We start from the raw sequence: 21,783 nt of genomic DNA on the forward strand, positions 1-21,783 counted from the left end.
TTGGGACTACAAGTTAAAAAATATTATTTGCGTCAACCAGTTAATTTTACATTGTACATAATATAAATAATGAATAGAATACTCGTAGTAGCAACAGGAAACCCCGGTAAATTAAGAGAAATGCAAGCTTATTTAGCTGATTCTGATTGGGAATTAACTTTAAAACCGGAAGATTTGGATGTGGAAGAAACTGGAGAAACTTTTGCAGAAAATGCTTGTTTAAAAGCTTCTGAAATTGCCAAAGTTACAGGGAATTGGGCGATCGCTGATGATTCAGGTTTAGCCGTAGATGCCCTCAATGGTGCGCCGGGGGTGTATTCTGCTCGTTATGGGAATAGTGATGCAGAAAGGATTGCTAGGTTATTAAGAGAATTAGGTGATCAAGAAAATCGCCAGGCTAAGTTTATGTGTGCGATCGCTGTTGCTAATCCCCAAGGAGAAATAGTCATTCAATCTGAGGGTATTTGTCAGGGTGAAATTTTATTCGCACCTGTTGGGGATGGTGGTTTTGGTTATGATCCAGTTTTTTATGTACCAGAAAAACAATTGACTTTTGCCCAAATGACAACAGATTTAAAAAAATCAATTAGTCATCGGGGAAATGCTTTAAAAGCTTTAGTTCCCCAATTAAGGAAAGTTATAAGGGCATTTTCACAGTAAAGGTTGTTCCCTTGCCTACTTCGCTATTGACAACGATTGAGCCATGATGTAAATCAATACATTTGGAAACAATTGATAACCCTAAGCCTGTACCAGCAATATTACCGACATTTTGAGCGCGGTGAAAAGATTCAAACAGTTGAGATATGTCTGCTTCGGGAATACCAATACCTTGATCATGAATACTGAAAATTACATTTGACTCTATAATATTCAAGTTGAAGTTGATTGTAGAAGTCTGGGGTGAGTATTTAATAGCATTAGAAAGCAAATTGATTAAAATTTGCCGGATTAGCTTTTTATCCATCTTCCCACTTACACCAGTTGGAGGATTACTAGAAAAAAGAATAGTGTGATTTGGGGCGCTCAATTGTATTTCTTCAGTTAGTTGCTGGCAAAAAGGAATTAAATCGAGAAGAGCCGGTTCAAAAGCTAATTTACCATGTTCTGCTTTATTAATTAATAAAATATCATCTAATAGTTGTGTTGTGTGTTTGACATAAGTTTGAATGCAATCTAAATGTTTTGTTTTTCGCGCTTCGTCGAGTTTGTGGCCAAAATCTTTCAAAATTCCGGCTGAAGAAGAAATTACAGCTAAAGGGGTGCGGAACTCATGGGAAGTCATAGATACAAAACGTGATTTGAGTTCACCGAGTTCTTTTTCTTTTTCCAATGCTTTCTGAATTTCCTGTTCGGCTCGCTTACGTTCGGTAATATCAGTTGATACTCCGAGAAGTTGATAGGCTTTACCGTCAGCAGCTATCAAAGGAGATTTGATAATTTGGAAATAGCGAGTTTCCCCAGTTGCACTGATGATCATTCTTTCAGGTATGGTATAAGGTTGTAATGTCGTCATTACTTGCTGATTGATTAATTTGAAGTATGCCACCTCATTTAAATTAGGATTAAAATCTGCGTCAGTTTTACCAATAAAATTTTCAACGGTTGTTCCATAAATATCTGCTAAAGCTTGATTAACTAAAACATATCGTCCTTCCCAATCTTTGACAAAAATAAGATTAGGATTAGTATCAATAACCTGACGGAGAAAATTTTGACTTTGCTCAAGGGCAACTGTGGTTTCTTTGCTATTTGTAATATCTTCAGCAATACCAACTACTCGATAAACTTCTCCAGTTTTATACTTGAGGGGGAAAGCTTGATCACGAATCCAACGCATTGAACCATCAGGTCGAATAATACGATATTCGACATCAAACCCTTGTTTTTTATTTTGCATAGCTGTCAGAAATTTTTGTCTATCATCAGCATATATAGCATCTATAAAAGATTTGGGATTTTCATAAAGACTTTTACAAGTCCGACCCCAAATTTCTTCGTAAGCAGGACTTATATAGAGCATTTGAGATTGTTCTAGATCAGTTATCCAGAAAACTTGTTGCAGATTTTCTGCCAGTTCACGGAACTTTTCTTCACTTTCTTGGAGATCAGATTGCGTTTGTTTGCGATTAGTAATATTATTACGAATAGCTAAATATTGCCAAGGTTGGCCACTACTATCTAGGAAAGGAATTATGGTTGTATCTACCCAATAGTCAGTTCCATTTTTAGCCCGGTTTTTAAGTTCTCCGCTCCAAACTTCGCCTTTGGTAATAGTTGCCCAAAGGTTTTGGAAAAAATTCTTGGGAGTGATAACCAGAATTAACTATTTTATGGGTTTTACCAATGAGTTCTGATCTTGAATATTGGGAAATTTCACAGAATTTATCATTGGCATAAGTAATTTTGCCATCGGAGTCTGTAATCGCAACAATCGCAGATTGATCTAAAGCATATTTGAAGTCTGACAATTCCAAAAGTAATTTTTGGAGTTGTTTTCTGCTTGTTTATTTTTAGTAATATCCCGACAAACACAAATTAACTCACCATCTTTCGTTAAGGTTAGTGATACTTCTTCACTAAAAAGACTGCCGTCACGTCGCTTTGCTGTTGCTTCTCCTTGCCAGTATCCTGCTTGACTTAAAATCGGAAAAACCTCACTTTCAAAACGGGCTATTTCTTCTGGAGTATAGATTTCTTGCCAAGGTTTACCGATTAATTCTGTTGCTGTATCATATCCAAACATTTCAGTATGGGCTTTATTTAAATAGAGATATTTTTCATCTTGAACAATGGCGATACCATCAATAGTAGATTCAATAGCTGTTAACTGTTTTTGGATTTTTTTTCAATGTGTTTACGCTCTATAATTTCTAGTAATAAATCCTGATTAATTTGCTGTAATTGGGCAGTACGTTGAGCTACACGGGTTTCTAATTCTTCATTGAGTTTTTGCAGATTTATTTCTGCTTGCTGACGTTCTAGTAGTTCCTTTTGTGTTTCTTGATAAAGTTGGGATTGTTGAATAGCGATCGCAATTTGGGCAGATAATTTTTCTAGTAATTCAACTTCTAAGGTGTCCCAATATCGAGGTTCTAAGCATTGATGAACGCACAATAAACCCCAATGCTGACTATTATGGACAATCGGTACAATCAGACTGGCACGAATTTGTAATTGTTCTAGAAACTGAATATAGTTTTCGTTAAGATTGCCAGTATAAATATCATCAATCTTCCGCACTTGGTCATTAATATAGGGTTCTAACCAACGCTCTGCAAAACATGAATCCTCGTTGTTAATCTCTAGAAGAGATTTTATTCCTGGTAATAGGGACTCAGCAATAATTTTTCCAGATGATATTGTTTCAAACTGGTAAATTATGACTCTTTCTGTTTGTAAATACTCCTGAATTTCTGAAACAGTAGTGTGTAAAATAAACTCTAGATTAAGGGATTGCCGAATTTTTTGAGAGAGGGTAGCTAGGAGTTGACCTGAATTTACTTGTTGTCTTAATTCTGTAGTCCTTTCCTGAACTTGGATCTCTAGTTCTGTATTTTGCTTATGCAGAATCTCGACTTTTTCTGATTCTAATTGACAAACCTTATTCTGTAAAAAATTAATAGTTTCATACATCTCCACTGGATCAAGAGAATAAAGTATGCTGGTTTGGGTGACAATTCCTAGTAGTTCATTAGACTCGTCTACGACTACTAAACGTCTGATATGCCGCTGCTGCATTTGTTGATGAGCTTCCCACAATGACTGCTGAGGACGCATATAAAACAAAGGCGCACTCATCACAGTATGAGCCTCAAGTTCTACAATATTTAATTCCAAAGCCTGCATTTGGACAATATCTCGTTCTGTGACAATGCCTATAGGTTGACGTTGGGAATCTGATTCTGTAATTACTATACAACTAACAGAATACTTTGCCATTAATTGTGCTAATTCTAATACCGATATTGTTGGTGGTGCTTGGATGACTTCAGCAGTCATGACTTCACCAATAGTACGTATTTTTAGTAAATCAGCAGCTTGTAGTAATTGGCGCACTGTTGTAGGTGTGATCAAACCTATAATATGATTCTGATCATCAACAACTGTTAAATGGCGGATTTTGTATTGACGAAACAAATTCAAAGCCACAAAAATATTAGTCAATTGTGATTTTTTAATAGTTACTGGATTTTGAATCATTACTTCTGCCAGACTGGTGTTGTCTAAATTCAAACCCAATGCTGTACATCTGACAATATCCCTTTCTGTAAAAATACCAATTAATTTTTCGTTCTCAATTATAAGAATACAACTGGCTTGTTCTGAATAATTTAACAAATTAACATCTGATTGCACCAATGCTAAGGTGACATGACAAGTTTCTCGAACTTGACTCATTAACCGCACTGCTGCAATTACTGGAGTGTCAGCAGAAAGTGTTAAAGGAGAAGTGAGAATAGTTGACTCTATATCTGATACAGAAAAATTTTTTATAGACATAACTTGTCATCATCTCTGAATATTTGATCTGGGTTTTATTTAGGGATTATTTATTATGCAAATACTAATTTGCAATTTTTCTAATGGTTGCACTTTAGGTAATTTATGACCGGGAATTTTTTCATTAATGAAAGTAATAGAAATATTTACTACTTTTTGCCAGTTTATAAATCTTAAATTCAACGTTTTCTGGTGGGTATGTGTATATACAAATGCTATAGTAAAAAGCACAGATTTGGGTTTCTTTGTCAACCTACCATAGATACAAGTAGTTTTGCGTTAATAATTGCTTACTGTATCTAATTATAAGGGTAATCAAGTAAGTAGAGTATCAGTGTAAATACTAAAAAATGACTTATGGCTAGAGCTAGTAGCAGCACTGAGTTTCCCCCATACCGTGAGGTCTTATGAGTATTAAAAACAAAATTATTTATGGGTATGCAGTATCTCTAGGAATAGCACTAGGGGGAACTATCATTGGACTAACTGTAGGTAACTATTATCAACAGAAAGCTTTACAAGCCAGTCAAATAGCTTCAAAAGAGCGTAACCTGCTGAGTACATTGCAGGTTGATGTTTTGTACAATCGGCCAGCCAAGCAACTTTCACCATATTTACAAAATCCCGAAGCCTTTGAACGCGAAAGTAGCAAATTAATTAATCGGGTGGAACAAATTCGGTTGCTGCTTCATAATCACAATAAGTCAGGGAAACCAGTGACTCTAGAGGGGTTACAACCTTTACTAGAAAAGTATGAAGTGACTGTTAGTAAATTTGCACAAAAAGCGCGAGAATTTACTCAAGAAATTCAGCCACTGACAACTATTCCAGAGGGAGCAGCACAAGCAGAAAAGCTAGTAGTTGCAATAGTCAAAAGTCCAGAATTTGTTCCTTTTATCGAATTTCCAGATCAGTTAAGAAGTTTTTATGAACAATCAGTAGAAAGACAAGGTGCAGCAGAATTAGCTCTTATCGAAGCCGAACATTTACGCACCCAGATTATTATTATGGGGCTAGGACTATCAATTGCGATCGCTATTATTTTGGCATTCTACATCAGTCGAGCGATCGCCCGACCCATTCAATCTGTCACAAACATAGCTCAACAAGTCACCCGCGAATCAAATTTTGATCTGCAATTACCAACAGATATCAACGATGAAACCGGCATACTAGCTATATCTTTAAACCAACTGATTCAACGAGTTAAACAACTGCTACAAGAACAGCAAGAATATACCCAGCAATTAGAAGTAGCCAAGGAAGTAGCAGATACGGCAAATCAAGCTAAAAGCGAGTTTCTTGCCAACATGAGCCACGAATTACGTACACCTCTAAATGGCATTTTAGGCTATGCTCAAATCCTCACCCGCACAGCACTAAGTTCAGAACAACAACGGGGAGTTGGGGTAATTTATGAATGTGGCGCTCACTTACTTACCTTGATTAATGATGTCCTCGATCTTGCCAAAATTGAAGCTCGAAAAATGGCACTTTACCCCGCACCTTGTTATTTACCATCTTTATTACAAGGGGTAGTAGCAGTTGCACAGATCAAAGCCGAGCAAAAAAGTCTCGATTTTATTTACCAAACACCAGAAAATCTACCATCAGGAGTCATTGTTGATGAAAAGCGGGTTAGACAAATTTTACTCAATCTTTTAGGTAATGCCATCAAGTTTACAGATAGAGGAAAAATCATTTTTAGAGTTATTCTTAGTGAAAATATAACAGAATCATTTACATCATCTACAAATTCTGTATCTACCGTCAAACTCCACTTTCAAATTGAAGATACAGGTATTGGGATGAATTCAGATCAACTAGAAAAAATTTTTCTGCCCTTTGAACAAGTAGGAACATCAAAACGACAAGCAGAAGGAACTGGTTTAGGTTTAGCTATCAGTCAAAATTTTGTAGAAATGATGGGTAGTAGTCTGCAAGTTCGCAGTCAATTGGGAATTGGGAGTATATTTGAATTTGAACTCCAGTGTCCTTTAGCAGATGATTGGGCTAAAGCTAACACTATCACAAACCTGGGGCGAATTGTCGGATATTCTGGACAGCGTAAGCAAATTTTAGTAGTTGATGATCGCTGGGAAAATCGCTCTGTACTTATGAGTTTGCTTACTCCCTTGGGTTTTATCATTATAGAAGCAAAAAATGGGGAAGAAGCTTTAGAAAAGGCATTAGCAAATCCTCCTGATCTGATCATTTCTGATCTGAAAATGCCAATTATGGATGGGTGGGAAATGCTGATCCAATTACGTCAATTAGCCGAATTGCAAAACACCATTGTGATTATTTCCTCTGCTAGTGTATTGGATGCTGATCGTCAAGCCAGCTTGTCAGTCGGTGGACAAGATTTCTTACCTAAACCAGTACAAGCAGAAGAACTTTATCGTATATTAGCTCAATATCTCCATCTGGATTGGATGTATACAGAGTCAGAAACAATCAATGCTAAATCATCAGAGGACAATATAAATACAGAAATACTTGTTCCTCCAGCCTCTGATTTAAGTACATTATTAGAATATGCCATGCAAGGACAAATTAAAGCAATGCAGCAAGAGCTAGAAGTGCTAGTTCAAAAAAGTGAAAAATACCGCCACTTTGTAGATAAAATTGCTCTAATGCTGCGTGGTTATAAAATTGTTAAAGTTCGTGAGTTTCTGCAAGAAGCCATAAATGAACAATCAACAGAAACAATAGTATCCAATTAAAGAATGAGTTAAAGATGTTGGAAAATTTACCTGAGTGCGCCACGATTTTAATAGTTGATGACAATCCCACCAATTTAGAAATTCTTGATCATGCTTTAAGTGCCAGAGGTTACAACGTTCGCATTGAAGTAGAGGGTTTAAATGTCATCAAGCAAGTCCATCTCAGTATTCCTGATTTAATCCTTCTAGATATTATGTTGCCTGATATTAGTGGCTTTGAAGTTTGTCAGCAATTGAAAGCCGATCCTCTCACTCAGTCAATTCCAATAATTTTTATGACGGCTTTAATAGATACTGTTGATAAAGTCAGAGGTTTAAATTTAGGTGCTGTAGACTATATCACCAAGCCATTTCAAGAAGAAGAACTATTTGCTCGTATAAGAACACATTTGCAATTAAGCCAGTTGAGCAAAGCTTTGGAAATTCAGAACCAACAACTTATGGAACTGACTGAGAAATTGGAAAATAGAGTTGCTGAACGGACAGCAGAATTAAAAGCATCTCTAGAAAAAGAAAAGGAATTAAACCAATTAAAATCACGCTTTATTACCATGGCATCCCATGAGTTTCGTACACCGTTAGCTATTATTTCCTCATCATCAGGGATTTTGCAAAATTTTAGCGATCGCCTCACCCCAGAAAGAAAACAGGAACATCTACAAACAATCCAAAACACTATCACGCATATAACCCAAATCCTTGATGATGTATTGATGATTAATCGTACTGAAGCTGAGATCATAGAATTAAATTTAGAAGCATTAGATATCATCGCTTTCTGTGATCATCTCAAAGAGGAAATAGAAGCTAAAAGTACCCAACATGAAATTGATTTTTCTGTAGATTTAGGTGAGGAAATTATTGACAATTTTCTGATGATTTATTTCGATAAAAAACTGTTACAGCAAATTCTCACTAATCTCCTCACTAATGCTATTAAGTATTCTCCTAATACTAATTTAGTTAACTTGAGTTTAACTCAAGAAAATAATCAACTGATATTTAAAATTAGTGATAGTGGCATCGGCATTCCTGAAGCAGATAAAGTTAATTTATTTGCATCTTTTCACCGAGCTTCAAATGTTGGTAATATTTCGGGAACAGGGTTAGGACTATCCATAGTCAAAAAATGTGTGGATTTGCACAAAGGGAAAATTAGTCTAGATAGCCAATTAGGAAAGGGAACAACATTTACAGTTAGTATTCCTTTTCAAAACATCCCTTTATAAATTAGATAATTTACTGGAGAAGAACAATCCTAATAATTGTTTGTTTCCCATATATACTTTCAATTGAAAATTCTCCTCCATGGAGTTCCACCAACCTCTTAGCAATTAATAGTCCTAAACCAGAACCCTGTTGTTCATAAATTTTGCGCCCAAATTGGACATAGGCTCCAACATTAGCAATTTCTTCGTGAGTCATACCTCTACCGTAATCAATTATATACAAATGAAAGGTATTTTCAATGCTATAGCCAATGATTTTTATGGGTGTATTTGGCTGGGAAAATTTAAAAGCATTATCAATTATTTCTTCAGCAATTTTACTCAATTTGGCTGGAGAAATTTTGACCATTGCATCAGATATTTCTATACTTAAATCTGCTAATCTATTGGACTCTTGGGCAATTTTTACAGCTACATTTTCAATATCTGATTTGACAAAACTTTTGACTCCATTATTGCGAATTGCTGCAATTTTTGCCGGATCAGATGATATTAATTCCATCTCTGTATACATGAGGAAATTAAGAGTCAACTTATGTATTCTTAAACCTGCTTGATGAATTAAATTTAGCATTTCTAAATTTTCCTCATTAGCAAGCATTCCCTGCTCTTGAATCAATAAATTTGATAATCCTATAATGTGATTGAGAGGAGTATTAATTTCATGGGGAAGTGAGTGACTTATAGCACTGCTTAAATCATTTAATTTTTGTTGAATTTGTTGGTCAGCTATAGATTTTTTATCAAGTCTAGCAGTAATTGCTTGTAGTAATTCATGAGGTTGAAAAGGCTTAGTTAGGTAATCATCAGCACCAAGTTCCATGCCTCGGCGTACATCTGACCACTCTGATTTAGCAGTTAAGAAAATTAAAGGCATTGTTGCTGTAGAACTATTCTGACGCAATTGAGTTAATACACCATAACCATCTAATTCAGGCATCATCAAATCACAAATAATCAAATCAGGATGTTTATTTTTAGCTAATTCCAAACCCTGTAACCCATTTTCAGCAACGAGTGTATCAAAGTCTGATAGGTGCAATATTTCTCGGATATTGTTTCTGATTTGAGTTTCATCTTCAATAATTAAAATGGTTTTCATGTTATTTTCCTTGTTTCCTTGATTGATAGATAAATGGGGTTCTGGTTTTTTAATGATTGGCTAGTAAAAAAGTCTTTAATTCCTCTATTGTTAAAGGACGACTGATAAAATATCCTTGAATCATAGAACAATGATTGTGTTTGAGCCAATTTAACTCTTCATTTGTTTCTACTCCTTCGGCAATAATATTGATTTTCAAACTATCTGCCAACTGAATTATACTTTTAACAATTGATTGCTTATTTTCCAACTTGTCAATATTGCTAATGAAATAACGATCTATTTTCAAGTGGCTAAAAGATAATTCTTGTAAATATTTAAAAGATGAATATCCTGTACCAAAATCATCAATTGATAATTTAATGCCATAATTCCTCAACTCTTCTATTTGGCTTTTCACTACTTCAATATCTTGAATAAATACAGTTTCAGTCAGTTCTAACTCTAATAGTTCTGGATTGAAATTTGCCTCAATAATGATATCATGAATACGTTGAAGAAAATTTTCTTGTCTAAACTGATAAGCTGATATATTAACAGCCACATTTAAATTACCAAAGCCTTCTAATTGTAATTTTTTTATTTGTGAACAAGCTGTTTTTACAACCCATTCTCCCAAAGGAATAATAAAGCCTGATTCTTCAGCCATAGGAATAAATTCTGCGGGAGAAATCATTCCATATTCTGGATGTTGCCAACGGATTAATGCTTCTAAACCGACAACCTTTTTAGTCTGAATATTCATTTGAGGTTGATAATAAAGCTGAAATTCATTCCTTTCCAGCGCCTGCCAAAAGTCAGTTTCTAAAATTACTTTTCTAAAAACAATATCTAGTATTTCTTGATTGTAGAAATAATAGTAAGTTTTATTTTCTTGTTTATAATGCTCTAGAGTAACTTCTGCATGAGTCAATAGTTCTCCTAATTGCAGCGCATCATTGGGATAACAAGCAATACCAATTTTAGCTTGAATAGAGATTTCCTGATTATTGATAATTAATGGTTGTGATAAATTTTCTAAAATTTGTAAAGCAATATTAGCAGCGATTTTACTGTCTTGAACTGGCTTTAATAGCAATGCTAGTTGGTCGGTTTTTAAGTAAGCAATTAAGTCAATAATCTGATCTTGGGAATTTAACTGATTTAATTGTTCCCCTACAGTTTTAATTAACAAATTCTTCAAACTTGGTTCAAAGAATAATTTAGTCCGGTAGAGAATTTCTATATCAATCAATAATAGGGGTAAAAATTGACTTTGATTGTAGACTTGAAGACGAGTTTGATTGAAATACTCTTCTAAGAAAAATTGATTGGGTAAACCAGTCAAGCTATCATGACGAGTCAGATAATTGATCTGATCTTCCATCTGTTTAATCTGTCCACTGTAGCGTTGAGCAACTATTTGGCGTTTTTCTAGTTGAACCGAAATTACCCGAATGAGTTCATTGGGTTCAAAGGGCTTGGTTAAATAGTCATTTGCACCCAGTTCCATTGCTTGACGCAAATCACGATGTTCTGCTTTAGCAGTAAGAAAAACCAAGGGAATGTCCGCAGTCAATGGCTGTTGACGCAATGCTTTAATCACTCCATATCCATCTAATCGTGGCATCATCAGATCGCAAATAATGATATCTGGTTGATGGCGTTCAGCCATTTGTAACCCTTCCAATCCATCTTCTGCGGTGATTGTGGCAAACCCCTGAAGGTCGAGAATTTCCTGAATGTTTTCTCGTATTTGAGGCTCATCTTCAATGATCAAAATTGTATTCATATAAGTAGGTGTGTGTTAAAAATTGTCGTTGGGGCAAGGGAACAGGGATTTAAACTAAGGATAAAAAGGTATATGGCTAGTTTAATCTTAATGCTTTTGTTGTATTATTTGCAACAGGAAAGGTAATCAACCTGTATTAACTTATTGTGGTTGTGTAGTTTCTCGATGATTAGCAGCTTGTAATAATAAAGATTCGGCAAAAGCGATCGCTTCATTTGCAGATTTCCCACCGGCTAACTGTGCCAATTCCTCTCGACGGGTAGTTAAATTATCTAAACTTGTCACCCTGACAACTGTCCGCTGTTCATCATGACTATTTCTAGGTTTATTAATCACTAATTTATCAACTCGAAAATGACGATCTGCCATAGCTGCAACTAGAGGCTGATGGGTTACACATAATACTTGATGTCCTTGACTGAGTTGGTGCAATTTTTCCGCGATCGCTTGGGCAACTCGACCAGAAACACCCACATCAATTTCATCAAATACCATTGTTCCTACTTCATTCCCTTGATTAAAACAAGCTTTTAATGCTAGTAAAAATCGGCTCATTTCCCCACCAGAAGCAATTTCTGTTAATGGTTGAATAGGTTCTCCGGGGTTAGGACTAAACATAAAAGTAATTTTATCTGCACCTGTAGCTGTGGGAGCAATTGGCATAATTTCCACTTGAAATTTCACCTTATCCATGGCTAAAGGCTTGAGTTGGGCTAATAAACGAGATTCTAAATGAGCCGCAGTTTGCCGACGTAATTGGGTTAATTTTTGACTAACTTGCAGGAGTTCTTGTAAATATAATTGTTCTTGTTGTTCTAAAGTTTCTATAGCTTGTTCACTATCATTTAATGCAGCTAATTCACCTTGAATAACTTCATAATAGGCGATCGCTTCCGTCAGAGTTGGTCCATATTTACGACAAATTTGTTTTAATTCCCGTATCCGTTCATCTACTTCTTCCAACCTTTGAGGATCAGCTTCCAAAGCTTCCCCATAAGCATTAATTTGTCTACCCACTTCCATCACTGCGGCGATCGCATCCCGCACCAATTCTAATAAAGATTGTAGTTGAGAATCATACTCCACCATGTGAGTTAATGTCATCTCACCATCTGCCAATAAATCAGCAGCAGTCCGACTTTCCTGCTCATCTTGATACAAAGCCTGATAAACTTTGTAACTCATTTGTTGTAAATCAACAACATGATTGAGGCGTTCCCGTTCTTGATTTAATTGTTCCAGTTCTTGGGGATCATCAAGATTTGCTGCACCCAATTCTTGCACTTGATAGGTGAGTAAATCCAATTGTTGCAGTCGTTCCCGTTCCGATATCCGGCGTTTTTCTAGTGCTTGCCGGGCTTGTTGGTACACACCATAAGCAGCAGCCACATTTTGCCGTTTTTGCCAAGCAGAATCACCACCATACAAATCTAACCAATCTCGAACTTGGGCTGATTGTCCCACCTGTACAGTTTGCCCTTGTGCCGTAATTTCTACTAAACTGTCCCGCAATCCTCCCATTAACTGACGATTTACCAGCACCCCATTCACCCGTGATCTACTGCGGATATTACTGGTAGTAGTAGTAATTTCTCGACTAATTATCACCACATTATCATCAGTTAAATCAATTTCCTGCTCACTTAACCAAGCGGCTAGAGGTGGAGTGACGCTAAAAGTCGCTTCTACGATCGCTCTATTTGTGCCAGTCCGAATCACCCGACTAGAAACTTTACCACCCAAAACCGCATCAATCGCATCCAAAATAATTGACTTTCCTGCGCCGGTTTCCCCCGTCAACACATTCAAACCAGATCCAAAATCCAATTCCAGATGATCAATCAAGGCGAAATTTTCAATTCTCAAGCACAGCAACATTTTACTAATCCAGATATTGGCGAAATTTTTGGGCAAGGATTTCGACATGAGGAACAGCCATCATTGTGTGATGATCTCCTGGTATCCATTCCACCGCTAATGGTATACTTGCGTACTCTTGCCAACCCCAATCTTCCCGTGCAAACCACTCTTCTTTTACCGCTGAAACCTCTTCTGTAAATCCCCCTTGAGAACGAAATAATACTATCGGTAATTTATCTCCTTCATCTTCCTTCACAACATATTCTATTTCATTATTGGCCTTGTAGACTTTGATAATCCCCCGTAGCTGCCTCACCAAACTTCCTGGGGGTAAAATACCAGCCTTAATCAGTTTATCTAAAGCATAAGCATATTGCTCATCTTCAGAATTAAGTTGCTGTAACTCTTCACCCTTTACTCCTATCTCTTTTCCATATAATCCTTCCGCTTGATTAAGAGTCATTTCTAACCATTGCCACTCTTCCATGTGTTTAGGAATATGATATTTTTTAGGTTTAGGTGCAAGTGTATCTACCTCAAATATCAAACCAACTTTCTCCCCTTTCTGGAGCAATTGTCTACCTATTTCATAAGCTATCCAACCCCCAAAGGAATGACCGGCAATAAAATAAGGACCTTCAGATTGTACCTGTTTCATAGATTGAATATAGGTAAAAGCCATTGCTTCTACAGATTCATCTAATTTTCCTTGTCCATCTAAACCATTTGGTTGTAATCCATAAAATGGCCTTTCTGTACCGATAAACTGGGCTAAACTATTTAAATAAATCACGTTACCACCAGCACCAGGAACAAAGAATAAAGGTAGCTTATTGCCTTTGCTTTGAATAGGAATTAATGTAGGACTAGAAACATTAAAATTAGGATCATCCACTAATAATGCTAATTGTTCTACTGTGGGAGATTGGAATAAAATTGCTAAAGGTAAATTAATTTTAAATCTATCTTGAATTAAAGCCATTAACCGCACAGCTAATAATGAATGTCCACCTAAATCAAAGAAGTTATCCTGGACTCCTACGGGATTAATATTTAATAGTTCTGAGAATATTTCACATAATATTACTTCTGATGCTGTACGAGGTGCTTGATAGCTTTGTTGTAAATTTTCTCTCGTAAATTCAGGTTCAGGTAAGGCTTTTCTGTCAATTTTACCGTTGGGAGTAAGGGGAAATGATTCTAAGATTACAAAACCACTAGGAATCATATAATCTGGTAATTGAGATTTCAGGAAGTTTCTTAATTCCTGTAATTCAAAACCATCTTTTACTAATAAATAAGCTACGAGATTTTGATTGCCTAATTTATCTGCTTTAGCAATTGCTACTGATTGATTTATTTGGATATAATCATTAATTACTGCTTCTATTTCTCCTAATTCTATTCTAAACCCACGTATTTTCACTTGATGATCTATTCTGCCTAAATATTCTATATTACCATCTGATAAATACCTAGCTAAATCTCCAGTTTTATATATTTTTTGTTCAGGATTAAATGGACTATTAATAAATCTTTCTGCTGTTAACTCTGGACGGTTTAAATATCCTCTCGCTAACCCATCTCCTCCTATATGCAATTCTCCAGATACTCCTATGGGTACTGGTTTTAAATAACTATCTAAAATGTAAAGTTCTGTATTGGCTATGGGTTTTCCTATGGGTATTATTGCTACATCATCTATTTTTTCAACTTGCTTCACCATTGACCAAATTGTGGTTTCTGTAGGTCCATATACATTCCATAATTCTGCTCCTGTTCCTAATAGTTGATTGGCTAATTCTGTTGTTAATGCTTCTCCTCCACACAACACTTTTATCTTTAATTTCTCTGTTGATAATCCTGCACTTAATAACATTTGCCATGTCGCTGGAGTCGCTTGCATAACTGTGACTCCTGACTCTTGCATTTGCTTTAATAATCTATTTCCATCTGTTGCTATTTCTCTACTTACTACTATGACTTTTGCTCCGACTATTAATGGTAAATATATTTCTAATCCTGCTATATCAAAACAGATTGTTGTAACTGCGTTTAATGTATCTTTTTCTGTTATCCCTGGTTGCTGACTCATGGTAGTTAAAAAGTTCACTACTCCTTGATGTTCTATTTGCACTCCTTTGGGTTTTCCTGTTGAACCTGATGTATATATTATATATGCTAGGTTTTTTGGTTTTATTTCACTATCTGGATTTTCTGAATTTTGTTGATTAATTATTTCCCAATCTTGATCTAAACTAATTATTTTTGTTTGATGTGCTGATAAGGATGATAATAATGATTTTTGACTGATTAATATTTGTACGTTGGCATCTGATAGCATATATGCTATTCTTTCTGCTGGATAATTAGGATCTATTGGTACATAAGCTCCCCCTGCTTTTAATATTCCTAATAGTCCAATTACCATTTCTAAGGAACGTTCTACACATATCCCCACTAATGTTTCTGTTTTGACTCCTAATGTTTTTAAGTAATTTGCTAGTTGATTGGCTTTTTGATTTAGTTCTTGATAAGTTAGTTGTTGATTTTCAAATACTACTGCAACAGCATTAGGAGTTTTAATTACTTGGTCTTCAAACAACTGATGAATACATTTATATTGGGGATATTCAACTTGAGTATTATTCCAGTCAAATAATAATTGCTGTTTTTCTGTGGTTGTTAATAAAGGAATTGTATTTACTTGGATTTGATGATTTTCAACTATAGCTGTTAATATGTTTTGGAAATGTTCTGCCATTCCTATGATTGTTCTTTCATCAAATAAGTCGCTGTTATAATCATAAGATGCTATTAATCCTTTCTCAGTTTCCATCATTGATAAAGTTAAATCAAACTTAGCTCTAACTATATCTGATGAGAATATTTTTATATTTACTCCAGGTAATTTTAAATTTTCCATTGGTGCATTCTGTAAAATAAATAGCACCTGAAATAAAGGAGAATGACTTAAAGAACGTTCTGGTTTAATAACTTCTACCACTTGCTCAAAAGGTACATCTTGATGAGAGTATGCCGATAATGTTACTTCTTTTATCTGATTTAGTAATTCTTGAAAACTAGGATTATTATCAAATTTTGTTCTTAATACTAATGTATTTACAAAACAACCAATTAAGGATTCTATTTCCCCTCTATTTCTGTTAGCTATTGGTGAACCTATGAGAATATCTTCTTGATAACTATAACGATATAATAATGTAGAAAATCCTGCCAGTAATGTCATAAATAGGGTTGTTTCATTTTCCCTACTGAGTTTTTGTAATTGCTGAGTTAATTCGGAATTAATAGTAAATCTGTGGCTTTTGCCGGCATTTGTCATTACCGCAGGTCTAGGTCTATCGGTTGGTAATTGTAACAAAGCAGGTGCATTTGCTAATTGCTGTTTCCAGTAGTTTATTTGAGTTTCTAAAATTTCTCCACTCAACCGTTGTCTTTGCCATATTGCAAAGTCTGCATATTGAATTGGTAATTTAGGTAAAGAAGAATTTTTCCCCTGAATATAACTTTGATAAAGGTGAGATAATTCTTCTACAAATATTCCTATTGACCAACCATCAGAGATGATATGGTGCATAGTTGCCAACAATATAAATTCATGATTAGATACTTGTAAAAGAGTGGCTCTTAAAAGAGTATCTGTAGTTAAATCAAATGTTTTTTCTGTTTCTTGTTGTGAAAATAGTTGAATATCAGCTTCTGTTTTATTGAGATGCTGCCAATCTTCTATGGTTAATGTAAAAGTTTTTTTATCATCAATTACCTGTATGGGTGTACCATTGACAGCTTTAAAATTTGTCCGCAGCACTTCATGACGATTGACTATTTCTTTCAATGCTTGCTCAAGTGCAGAAATTTGCAGATTCCCCGTAATTCTTAACATTCCAGGGATATTGTAAGTAGAATTTTGACCTTCTAATTGATCTAAAAACCAAAGTCTTTCTTGAGCAAAAGATAAAGGTAAATCACCAGTTCTGGGAGCAGGAAGAATAGGTTGGAGATAAAAATCTTTCTGAAGATTAACTTGTTTAAGAAAGCTAATAATTTCCGGTTTTATGGCAGCTAATTGAGTGCGGATATCAGGAGTTAAAATGCCTTGAGGTGCATCACAAAGTAAACGTTCACCTTCAAGCCAAAGTTTAACATCTAGATTTGCTAATTTGGATAAAAATTCTTCTATAGTTTTCATATTTCGATAATCTCCCGGTTATCTAATTGAGTAGTAGGAACAGCTTGTAGCTGTTGAGCTAAGGATAAACTATGATTATTTCTGAGTGACTCAATGCGATCGCTTAATTGAGCTACAGTAGGAGCAGCAAACAATTCTTTCAAGGGAATTTCTATCTCAAAGGCTTTTCGCAAACGAGAAATCACTTGAGTTGCCAGTAAGGAATGACCACCCAGTTCAAAGAAGTTATCATGAATCCCGACTAATTGCACATTTAAAACAGTTGCGAAGATATTAGCTATCATTTCCTCCGTAGGAGTTTGGGGAGGAACAAATTCTTTTTCTTTACTTAAATCAATTTCCGGTGCAGGTAAAGCCTTTTTATCAATCTTCCCATTAGGAGTCAGAGGTAAAGAATCCAAAACCACAAAAGTCGCAGGTATCATATAATCAGGCAATTGCAACTTCAATAAATTGCGTAACTTTGGCAAATCAAAACCATCTTTCGTCACCAAATAAGCCACCAAGCGATGATTTCCTGGACTATCTACACGGGATATCACCACTCCTTGATTTACGTCGGGATAAGCATTAATTACCGCTTCAATTTCTCCCAACTCAATTCTAAAACCCCGCACCTTTACCTGATTATCAATTCTTCCTAAATATTCAATCTGACCATTAGCTAAATAACGCGCTAAATCCCCAGTCTTATATAATTTATTGTTGCTATTAAATGGACTTTCAATAAATTTCTCTGCTGTTAACTCCGGTCGCTTTAAATAACCCCTCGCTAAACCAGCACCACCAATATGTAATTCTCCTGCTACCCCAATCGGTACAGGTTGTAAATCACTATCTAAAATATATATTTGTGTATTCGCAATCGGATAACCAATGGGAATTATCCCCTCTGATCCTGAATCATTTATTTTCTCAACTTGCTTCAGCATTGACCAAATTGTGGTTTCTGTAGGTCCATATACATTCCATAATTCTGCTCCTGTTCCTAATAGTTGATTTGCTAATTCTGTTGTTAATGCTTCTCCTCCACACAACACTTTTATCTTTAGTTTCTCTGTTGATAATCCTGCACTTAATAACATTTGCCATGTCGCTGGAGTCGCTTGCATAACTGTGACTCCTGACTCTTGCATTTGCTTTAATAATCTATTTCCATCTGTCGCTATTTCTCTACTTACTACTATGACTTTTGCTCCGACTATTAATGGTAAATATATTTCTAATCCTGCTATATCAAAACAGATTGTTGTAACTGCGTTTAATGTATCTTTTTCTGTTATCCCTGGTTGCTGACTCATGGTAGTTAAAAAGTTCACTACTCCTTGATGTTCTATTTGCACTCCTTTGGGTTTTCCTGTTGAACCTGATGTATATATTATATATGCTAGGTTTTTTGGTTTTATTTCACTATCTGGATTTTCTGAATTTTGTTGATTAATTATTTCCCAATCTTGATCTAAACTAATTATTTTTGTTTGATGTGCTGATAAGGATGATAATAATGATTTTTGACTGATTAATATTTGTACGTCGGCATCTGATAGCATATATGCTATTCTTTCTGCTGGATAATTAGGATCTATTGGTACATAAGCTCCTCCTGCTTTTAATATTCCTAATAGTCCAATTACCATTTCTAAGGAACGTTCTACACATATCCCCACTAATGTTTCTACTTTTACTCCTAATGTTTTTAAGTAGTTGGCTAGTTGGTTGGCTTTTTCGTTTAGTTCTCTGTAGGTTAGTTGTTGATTTCCATAGATTACTGCAACTGCTTCTGGAGTTTTTTCTACTTGCTTTTCAAATAGTTGATGAATACATTTCTCTTGCGGGTATTCAATTTGAGTATTATTCCAGTCAAATAATATCTGATTTCTCTCTGCTTCTGTCAATAAAGAAATATGATTAATTTGTAGTTGAGGATTGGCAATAATTGCTGTTAAAATATTTTCAAAATGACATAGCATTCTCGTAATTGTCACATCTGCGAATAAATCACTATTATATTCCCAAGTTGCGACTAAACCTTTTTCAGTTGGTTCTATATCTAATGTTAAATCAAAATTTGTAGTTTCCTTGCCAAGTGTTAAAGGTGTTAGGGTAACATCAGGTAATTCCAAAGATTCATTTGGTGTATTTTGTAAAATAAACATTACCTGAAATAGAGGATAATGACTCAAAGAACGTTCTACTTTTACTGCATCTACAATTTGTTCAAAAGGGATATCTTGATGATTATAAGCGGCTAAAGTTGTTTCCTTAATTTGATTTAGTAATTCTGTAAAATTGAGATTTTCTGAAAAATTGGCTCTTAATACTAATGTATTTACAAAACATCCTATTAATGGTTCTATTTCCTCGCGGTTACGGTTAGCAATAGGTGAACCTATTAAGATATCTTCTTGATGACTATAGCGATATAATAATGTGGCAAATATAGCCAATAATGTCATAAATAGGGTTGTTCCTGTTTCCCTACTTAATAATTGTAGTTTTTTGCTTATTTCTTGATTAATAATTAATTCTTGACTTTTACCATTAAAAGTCATTACTGATGGTCTAGGTTTATCTGTTGGTAATTGTAATAGTGATGGTGCATTTTTTAATTGTTCCTGCCAATAATTAAGTTGTTGTTCTAATATTGTCCCGGTTAACCATTGTCTTTGCCATTGAGAAAAGTCTGCATATTGAATAGATAAAGGTGCTAAATCAGGATTATTACCTTGACTATAAGCTTGATAAATAGTAGATAATTCCTGTAAAAATACACCTGTAGACCAACCATCCCAAACGATATGGTGTCTAGTTACTAATAAGATGAATTTAGAATTTGATACTTTTAATAAAGTCCCCCGGACTAAAGAATCTGTAGCTAAATTAAAAGGTTTTTGCTGTTCTTTGTGAATATATATAGCAATTTCTGATTCTTGGCAATTTTCGATAATTAAAGGCCAATTTCCTGATGGTTTAATTATCTGTACTACAGTTCCATTAATTTCTTGAAAATTAGTCCTTAATACTTCATGACGTTGGATAATCATATTTAAAGCTTTCTGCAAATCATTAATTTCTAATTTGCCAGTAATTGTTACTCCTAGTAATAGATTATAGGTAGCACTATTTTCTTCAAACTGATCTAAAAACCATAATCTTTCCTGTCCCCAAGATAAAGGAATTGGGTTTAATTCTCTGTTGGTAGGAATGATAGGTAATTTAGAAGGATCTATTCCTTGTTTTTTGAGTAATTTAATTAAAATATTCCGCTTTTCTGGAGGAAGACTTGCCAGTTTTTTAGCTATATCTTGCTGTGATTGAGCCACTATTTATTATCCTCTTTGATCCCAATAAAGTTAATTTATATCATTTCCAGGATAGGATAGAGAAAACTACAATTATGTATTTCCTCTATCCTCAATTATAAAACTTTAGGTTTGTAATTTTCTCGCAGCTATCATATTTGCTGTAGGTCTTTTTACATCCCAAACTAAACCTGTTTTTTCTAATATCCAAATTAACCATTTACCTAAATCAATTTGCCACCATTCTAGTCCAGTAATTGCGGAATTGGGAAAAGTATGATGATTGTTATGCCACGATTGACCAAAAGTAGGGATAGCTAACCATACATTATTAGTGCTAAATCCATTGGTTTTAAAAGGACGACTTCCATAAACGTGACAGATTGAATTTGTACTCCAAATGAAATGTTGGACTAGAAAAATCCGCACGAGTCCTCCCCATATAAATCCTTTAAAAGCTCCTATCCAAGACGATGTAATTACCCCTTCTAAAATAGCAGGTATTAGCAGTCCTAACACTACCCAAGTTAGTTGTAGTTGGTCAATTCTAAAAATTACAGGATCTTTAAGCAAGTCTTTAACTAAGAGTGAAGAATCTGTATCTCCAGACTTTAAAACTTCAAAAATCCAACCAATATGAGCATGATATAAGCCACGAAGTTGATTTTTAAAGCCGATTCCATGTAAATTAGGGGTATGAGGATCACCAGATACATCACTATATTTATGATGACGTGGATGCTCAATTACCCAATATACTAGACCACCTTGAGCAGCCATTAAACCGAAAATAGTTAAGATAGCTCGAATTGGAGTTGTAGTTTGAAAGGAATGATGTGAAAAATGTCGGTGAAACCCTACTTCAACACCAATTACTGTTAAAATACACAGACTAACTAACAATCCCAATTCTAATGAACTAATACCAGAATAAAACAGAATTCCCATTCCAATTACTGTACCGACAAGAGGAAGTAAAACAATAATTGCTGTGATTATTGTATTGATAGATAGTCCATCATTATTTGTTGATGTTGGACTGTCTGGTTGATTATTTTCTACTATTTGATTCTTCAT

13 protein-coding genes are annotated in these 21,783 nt (G+C 35.0%); 3 read left to right on the forward strand and 10 right to left on the reverse strand.

Annotated elements, in window-relative coordinates; translation table 11 throughout:
- Positions 1-69: 69 nt before the first annotated feature.
- The gene (gene rdgB, locus FJR38_RS03660) at positions 70-660 is read left to right on the forward strand and encodes an RdgB/HAM1 family non-canonical purine NTP pyrophosphatase (RefSeq protein WP_168535449.1); all 591 of its coding nucleotides are present in this window, start codon (positions 70-72) and stop codon (positions 658-660) included.
- Here the strand turns inward: rdgB and FJR38_RS28085 are convergent.
- The 4 genes from FJR38_RS28085 to FJR38_RS03675 are packed head-to-tail and all read right to left on the reverse strand — an operon-like array spanning position 638 to position 4,503.
- On the reverse strand, positions 638-2,323 hold the full coding sequence (locus FJR38_RS28085; RefSeq protein WP_371418138.1) for a PAS domain S-box protein: 1,686 nt from the start codon (positions 2,321-2,323) through the stop codon (positions 638-640). The genes rdgB and FJR38_RS28085 overlap by 23 nt on opposite strands.
- Positions 2,241-2,477: a PAS domain-containing protein gene (locus FJR38_RS03670; protein ID WP_371418132.1), complete on the reverse strand. Its 237-nt coding sequence runs from the start codon at positions 2,475-2,477 to the stop codon at positions 2,241-2,243. The genes FJR38_RS28085 and FJR38_RS03670 overlap by 83 nt, the downstream gene beginning before the upstream one ends.
- Positions 2,447-2,842, reverse strand: coding sequence for a PAS domain-containing protein (locus tag FJR38_RS28090; protein WP_371418139.1), 396 nt, complete (start codon positions 2,840-2,842; stop codon positions 2,447-2,449). The genes FJR38_RS03670 and FJR38_RS28090 overlap by 31 nt, the downstream gene beginning before the upstream one ends.
- Entirely contained in the window at positions 2,827-4,503 is a 1,677-nt protein-coding gene (locus FJR38_RS03675) for a CBS domain-containing protein (RefSeq protein WP_254449332.1), read from the reverse strand. The genes FJR38_RS28090 and FJR38_RS03675 overlap by 16 nt, the downstream gene beginning before the upstream one ends.
- Before the next feature lie 407 nt (positions 4,504-4,910).
- Here FJR38_RS03675 and FJR38_RS03680 point away from each other — a divergent pair, with 407 nt between their 5' ends.
- The gene (locus tag FJR38_RS03680) at positions 4,911-7,229 is read left to right on the forward strand and encodes an ATP-binding protein (protein WP_168535455.1); all 2,319 of its coding nucleotides are present in this window, start codon (positions 4,911-4,913) and stop codon (positions 7,227-7,229) included.
- Between the two features lie 14 nt (positions 7,230-7,243).
- Positions 7,244-8,458 carry a hybrid sensor histidine kinase/response regulator gene (locus tag FJR38_RS03685; RefSeq protein WP_168535457.1) on the forward strand — a complete coding sequence of 405 codons (1,215 nt, stop codon included), beginning with the start codon at positions 7,244-7,246 and terminating at the stop codon, positions 8,456-8,458.
- A gap of 10 nt (positions 8,459-8,468) precedes the next feature.
- Here FJR38_RS03685 and FJR38_RS03690 read toward each other — a convergent pair whose 3' ends face one another.
- The 6 genes from FJR38_RS03690 to FJR38_RS03715 all read right to left on the reverse strand — a co-directional run bounded on the left by FJR38_RS03690 (position 8,469) and on the right by FJR38_RS03715 (position 21,783).
- Positions 8,469-9,560, reverse strand: a complete 1,092-nt coding sequence (locus FJR38_RS03690) for a response regulator (protein ID WP_168535459.1) — start codon at positions 9,558-9,560, stop codon at positions 8,469-8,471.
- Positions 9,561-9,609: 49 nt separating this feature from the next.
- Entirely contained in the window at positions 9,610-11,331 is a 1,722-nt protein-coding gene (locus tag FJR38_RS03695) for a bifunctional diguanylate cyclase/phosphodiesterase (RefSeq protein WP_168535461.1), read from the reverse strand.
- A gap of 141 nt (positions 11,332-11,472) precedes the next feature.
- The gene (gene recN / locus FJR38_RS03700) at positions 11,473-13,209 is read right to left on the reverse strand and encodes a DNA repair protein RecN (RefSeq protein WP_168496203.1); all 1,737 of its coding nucleotides are present in this window, start codon (positions 13,207-13,209) and stop codon (positions 11,473-11,475) included.
- Positions 13,210-13,213: 4 nt separating this feature from the next.
- Positions 13,214-17,404 (reverse strand): non-ribosomal peptide synthetase, encoded by a 4,191-nt coding sequence (locus tag FJR38_RS03705; protein ID WP_168535463.1) that lies wholly within the window; start codon positions 17,402-17,404, stop codon positions 13,214-13,216.
- Positions 17,401-20,727, reverse strand: a complete 3,327-nt coding sequence (locus FJR38_RS03710) for a non-ribosomal peptide synthetase (RefSeq protein WP_168535465.1) — start codon at positions 20,725-20,727, stop codon at positions 17,401-17,403. Before FJR38_RS03710 ends, FJR38_RS03705 begins: the two co-directional genes overlap by 4 nt.
- A gap of 105 nt (positions 20,728-20,832) precedes the next feature.
- On the reverse strand, positions 20,833-21,783 hold the full coding sequence (locus FJR38_RS03715; RefSeq protein WP_168496074.1) for an acyl-CoA desaturase: 951 nt from the start codon (positions 21,781-21,783) through the stop codon (positions 20,833-20,835).

Source organism: Anabaena sp. UHCC 0253 (genome assembly GCF_009712085.1).
Lineage (GTDB): Bacteria > Cyanobacteriota > Cyanobacteriia > Cyanobacteriales > Nostocaceae > Dolichospermum.

Bases quoted from the DNA above. Each gene is read 5' to 3' on its own strand.
- rdgB (WP_168535449.1), top strand. From the start codon at position 70: ATGAATAGAATACTCGTAGTAGCAACAGGAAACCCCGGTAAATTAAGA.
- FJR38_RS03675 (WP_254449332.1), bottom strand. From the start codon at position 4,503: ATGTCTATAAAAAATTTTTCTGTATCAGATATAGAGTCAACTATTCTC.
- FJR38_RS03680 (WP_168535455.1), top strand. From the start codon at position 4,911: ATGAGTATTAAAAACAAAATTATTTATGGGTATGCAGTATCTCTAGGA.
- FJR38_RS03685 (WP_168535457.1), top strand. From the start codon at position 7,244: ATGTTGGAAAATTTACCTGAGTGCGCCACGATTTTAATAGTTGATGAC.
- FJR38_RS03690 (WP_168535459.1), bottom strand. From the start codon at position 9,560: ATGAAAACCATTTTAATTATTGAAGATGAAACTCAAATCAGAAACAAT.
- FJR38_RS03695 (WP_168535461.1), bottom strand. From the start codon at position 11,331: ATGAATACAATTTTGATCATTGAAGATGAGCCTCAAATACGAGAAAAC.
- recN (WP_168496203.1), bottom strand. From the start codon at position 13,209: ATGTTGCTGTGCTTGAGAATTGAAAATTTCGCCTTGATTGATCATCTG.
- FJR38_RS03705 (WP_168535463.1), bottom strand. From the start codon at position 17,404: ATGAAAACTATAGAAGAATTTTTATCCAAATTAGCAAATCTAGATGTT.
- FJR38_RS03715 (WP_168496074.1), bottom strand. From the start codon at position 21,783: ATGAAGAATCAAATAGTAGAAAATAATCAACCAGACAGTCCAACATCA.